The organism is uncultured Ruminobacter sp. (genome assembly GCA_902764345.1).
Classification (GTDB): Bacteria; Pseudomonadota; Gammaproteobacteria; order Enterobacterales; family Succinivibrionaceae; genus Ruminobacter.
Map to the genome: position 1 here is coordinate 1 of CACWVT010000089.1, position 4,277 is coordinate 4,277.

The following is a 4,277-nucleotide window of genomic DNA, read 5'->3' on the forward strand; positions in this document are numbered from 1 at the left end:
TTCTTCGGCATTAGCCTTTGCTTCTGCTTCGGCCTTAAGTTTAGCCTCTTCTTCGGCTTTAGCCTTTGCTTCCGCTTCAGCCTTCAGTTTTGCTTCTTCCTCAGCTTTAGCCTTGGCATCAGCTTCAGCCTTAAGTTTAGCCTCTTCTTCGGCTTTGGCCTTAGCTTCCAGTTCCTCAAGTTTGGCACGAGCTTCTGCTTCTATTGCTTCGTCAGCAAGACGTTTCTGGTCTTCATCGGCAAGTCTGGCTCTTTCACTTTCAGCCTGCTTTTTTTCTATTTCCCGTACATTTTCATCAGCCTTCTGCATAATCTTACTGGAAACGTTTCTTGCAGGATCCTGCACGGATTTTGTTACGTCAATTGTCGTGATCTTTTCTTTATTTGAAATGACATTGCTGGCCGCATCCAGATCCTTCTCTGCATCAGCTATAACTGACGATGCATCCGTCTTTTTTCTGAGTGCGTCTGCGGTATCCACCGTCTCAAGAATAATCGGTTTATGCGAACCGCTTTCTGCTGATTCAGCCGGAGCTTGGGATTCTTGTTCTGACTTGATTTCGGCCGGATGATCCTCACCAGCTGATACGTCGTCTGCATCAGCAACGGAAACCTCATTCTTTTTCTCTTTAAGTGCGGCAATTTCAATAACTTTCCCAGCATCGTTCCCTTTATCCACATAACGAGTGGTACTTATTGTTATCATATCCTCTTCAAGGTAATCGGCTGCCGTATTGGCAAGTTCCACATCATCATAGAACTCTACGGAAAAGTGATCCATGCGCTTTTTTCTGACATCGGTATTCTTTGCGGTATTAGAAACTGCACCGGTATCAGTATTTGTATCAGCTGTCACTGCTGCGGTTGGCTGCTGATCTGTAACCGATGTTGCTGAAGTTAAGTCCTCGGCGGCGTATGCCTGAGCTGAGATAGCCAGAATAAATGCCATCACCGATAACTGTTTGTAATTGCTCATAAGACGTCTCCTTTATCTGCGTCCCTTTCGCCGTAACGTTGATGGTCACGGCAAATTAATACAATCTCGCACCGCAGCTCTTTCATGACATCCGATAAGGGTAAATACTCCAGGCAATTCACCGTTACCGGAGAGAAATGCATTCAGAACGCGGTCCGTTATCCGTAGCAACCTCAAATATGATGTCTAATTATTATTATTTCTCATTCCGATTCGGGATCGGACAATTTTATTGTATTTCCGGTGATATATTTTGATCTTTGTTCTAGTATCATGCTGATTTTCTGTTCCTTCGCAGGTACCGGTATCTGCGAAGGAGACGGAATTATACTTTTCAGTATGTTATTTTTCGGAAGTTTTGGCAGGAGCAGACTTGTTTTCAGCCACCTTCTCAGCTGAACCGTCTTTCTTGACCATTGAAGCAGGACGTTTTTCCTTTACGTGAATCATGCACGTTACTGATTTTTTCAGTGAGGCTAACTCCTTCTCTCCTTTTTTGCGATCGGAATCTGAAATCTTTTCATTAATATTTTTCATTAATTCCGCCGCACCGAATTCATTCTCATAGTTTGTTCCCTTTACGCAGTCCCTTTCAAGAGAGATCCATGCATAAGCCTTTGCTTCATCAAGTACCCCGTATGATGAATTTGCATAGGCCCTGGCGTACTCAATCATCGCCATGACGTCACCGTGCATTGCCAGTTCTTTCAGGAACGGTTCCGATTTTACTGAAACCTCAGCCTTTTTGGCACGGCGATAGTATGAATACATGTTCCACAGAGCAATGCCCTGCATGTTCTTTACGTTATCATCGACTGAGTCGGCATTGATTACGTCCTTGTACAGTTCATAGGCCCTGTTAATTGAGTCTGGATTTATGTCAGGAGATGCAGCCCTTGCGTGATAGAAACGTGCGAGTTCGAATTTCGCCTTAAGATTGGCAGAGTCCTCGGCCAGTTCTTCAAGCTCCGGCAGTTCCACCTCATCTCTGAATCTGTCAATGGCCATTTTCGTACTGAGCATTCTTAATCGTCCTTCCGGAGTCTTATCCGCTGAAAGGGCATTAAGATACTTCACCATGTTCAAATCCTTGCCGTTATTCTCGTAGTTTTCACGGTCGTACTGGGTTATGACGTACATGCTCATGGCATCCTTGTTGTCATTTTGTGCGGCAAGATAGATAAAATGCTTGTAGCCGTTCATGTTACTTGGAACATTGAAATCAACCTCATTCACACCGGCAAAGTTCCACAGAGCAACAAGATACTGAAGTTCACCGTTATCGGTGTTGTTGGCCTCTCTGATGCACTCGTTGTAGAGTTCCTTGTCAAGACGATATTTTTTTATGTCTGTCATACAGTCTGCAGATGCTGAAGCACTGATTATAAGTCCCATTCCCAAAACGGCAGCATGAACAGCTGATAAAATCCTGTTGTGTTTCATTTGTCCCTTAGTTCCCCAATATTATGATTGTAACCTGTATAATTTTATATTTTGCGGCCCGGTTCATTCGTGAATAACAGGCCTGGTGCTGAACGGGATGAATGCATTTTCCCGAAGCGGCTAACTATCGCACCATTATATTCTAATGACGTTTTTATACGGGAGATTAACTGTTTTTATGTTTTCAAATAATGACTGTTAACACAAAATAGTAATTTAGGAGAAATACGGAAACAGGTAAATGACGACAGGTCTAAAGAGTCACTGAACTGTCGGTAAACATGGTTTCATACGTACATGAACGGAAAAATCTGCGTGTTCATGTACCGGAAATCACGCCTCCGAAAAAACCAAGGCTCACGTTTTGAGATGAACGTGAGCCTTATGTTCCCTGTCAGATCTGCATCAGATCTTTCTGCAGAGATTTGCGGTGTAGCATGTTGATTTTTCATCAAAACGCCAGTAAAACTCCCCGGATGGGTTCCAGAAACCGTCATAGATAACGGTATACGGCCGTTCAAACGTTTTCTCGTCAACGGTAAGTTTTACGGAATAAAGTTTCACATCTCCGTTTGCGCTTACATGCTCGTCTTTTCCGTAGAGGTTAACTTCAACCGATTTAACCAGATCCGTGCTGAACTCTTCAGCCTCGGGAATATAGTAGTCATCCCCCTTGCTGCCGTTCACACATTTGTCATAGCCGTCTATTCCGTTCTGGGCAAAGCATTTGCTCACCTCATCCCTGACGTGATGAACCTGTCCTGTGTACTGACTGAAATTATAGAGGATTTCCTTTTTCTGAAGAGTTGCATAGTAGGTATTCAGAATCTTCTCGGCTTCCGCCATGTCAATTGCGTCAGGATTGGCAAGATAGTCATTTACCGCCTGCACGACCATGTCCTTCGGAATGTTTTCACCGAGCTTACTCATTTCCTCAAGTCCGCTGTTGATGGCGTATGCAAGATCATATCCCAGGGCAATGGCAACCCTGTCCTCAAGAGCGATTTTTCCCTGACTGTCTGAAGCTGCTTCAGATGATGCGCCGTTAACCTCCGGCACCGTATTATCAGCAGCTGCCACACTGCCAAAAACGGCAAGACACAGCGGGAAAATCATTACTCCTAATTTATTATTCATGATTAGCCTTATCTGTTGTATTTATATTTATCATTAATCAAATGTCCGCACGTGTGAAGGAACGGCTCCGTACATCCGGCACCGAACCATAAACCGTCACGTTCACGAAACAACGCAGTCTGATAATACGGATGCTCCGTCGACCACAGTCGTAGATTATAAGTCAGAGAGCCCTGCCGTGTAAGGAACAGGGATAACAAGGTTAAAAAACCGTGGACGATCTAACGGTTTTGCATAAAAAAGAGACATTCTCAGATTATCCGGAAATAAATCCATGACTGAAACGGCTGATGAAAAATTCCTTTTAGTTCGCCTGTCAGATCACTTTGTGTGCGATATACAGGATTTTGACACCGGTTCTGATATACTCTTTACATACCTCGGAATTTTATCAGGGGTGCGTTTCCACAGATGCAGGCCGACTTCATGAGCAAAGACAGTACGGAAAAGATACTTTCCTTCATACTTAAAAGTCACGAGAACATAAAGACATCCGCCAAGGTCAGGCTGATCCTTGCCATGGCTTTTCCGGCCATGTGCGCACAGGTTTCGCAGATAATGATGCATTACATAGATGCCTCAATGGTGGGCGCACTGGGGCCGAAGGAATCCGCAGCCATCGGTCTTGTGTCATCCTCAATATGGCTCGTGGGCGGAATATGTCTCGCCGCTTCGGCAGGCTTCACGGTTCAGGTTGCCCAGTCAATAGGAGCCGGTCGTTT

At 44.5% G+C, this 4,277-nt stretch carries 4 protein-coding genes; 1 reads left to right on the forward strand and 3 read right to left on the reverse strand.

The annotated features are described in order from the left end of the window. The 3 genes from QZU58_RS09950 to QZU58_RS09960 all read right to left on the reverse strand — a co-directional run. Positions 1–975: hypothetical protein (locus tag QZU58_RS09950; RefSeq protein ID WP_294496436.1), on the reverse strand; the 975-nt coding region annotated here is incomplete at its 3' end. A 342-nt stretch (positions 976–1,317) separates the two neighbouring features. After that, positions 1,318–2,418 carry a hypothetical protein gene (locus QZU58_RS09955; protein WP_294496438.1) on the reverse strand — a complete coding sequence of 367 codons (1,101 nt, stop codon included), beginning with the start codon at positions 2,416–2,418 and terminating at the stop codon, positions 1,318–1,320. Positions 2,419–2,823: 405 nt separating this feature from the next. After that, positions 2,824–3,555 carry a hypothetical protein gene (locus tag QZU58_RS09960; RefSeq protein ID WP_294496440.1) on the reverse strand — a complete coding sequence of 244 codons (732 nt, stop codon included), beginning with the start codon at positions 3,553–3,555 and terminating at the stop codon, positions 2,824–2,826. A gap of 426 nt (positions 3,556–3,981) precedes the next feature. On the opposite strand from QZU58_RS09960, the gene QZU58_RS09965 reads away from it, so the two are divergent. Then, positions 3,982–4,277, forward strand: a 296-nt coding sequence (locus tag QZU58_RS09965) for an MATE family efflux transporter (RefSeq protein WP_294496441.1), incomplete at its 3' end; no start/stop codon positions are given.

What these genes read in the sequence shown, in the direction of transcription:
- QZU58_RS09960 (WP_294496440.1), bottom strand. Translation starts at nt 3,555, where the DNA reads ATGAATAATAAATTAGGAGTAATGATTTTCCCGCTGTGTCTTGCCGTT.
- QZU58_RS09955 (WP_294496438.1), bottom strand. Translation starts at nt 2,418, where the DNA reads ATGAAACACAACAGGATTTTATCAGCTGTTCATGCTGCCGTTTTGGGA.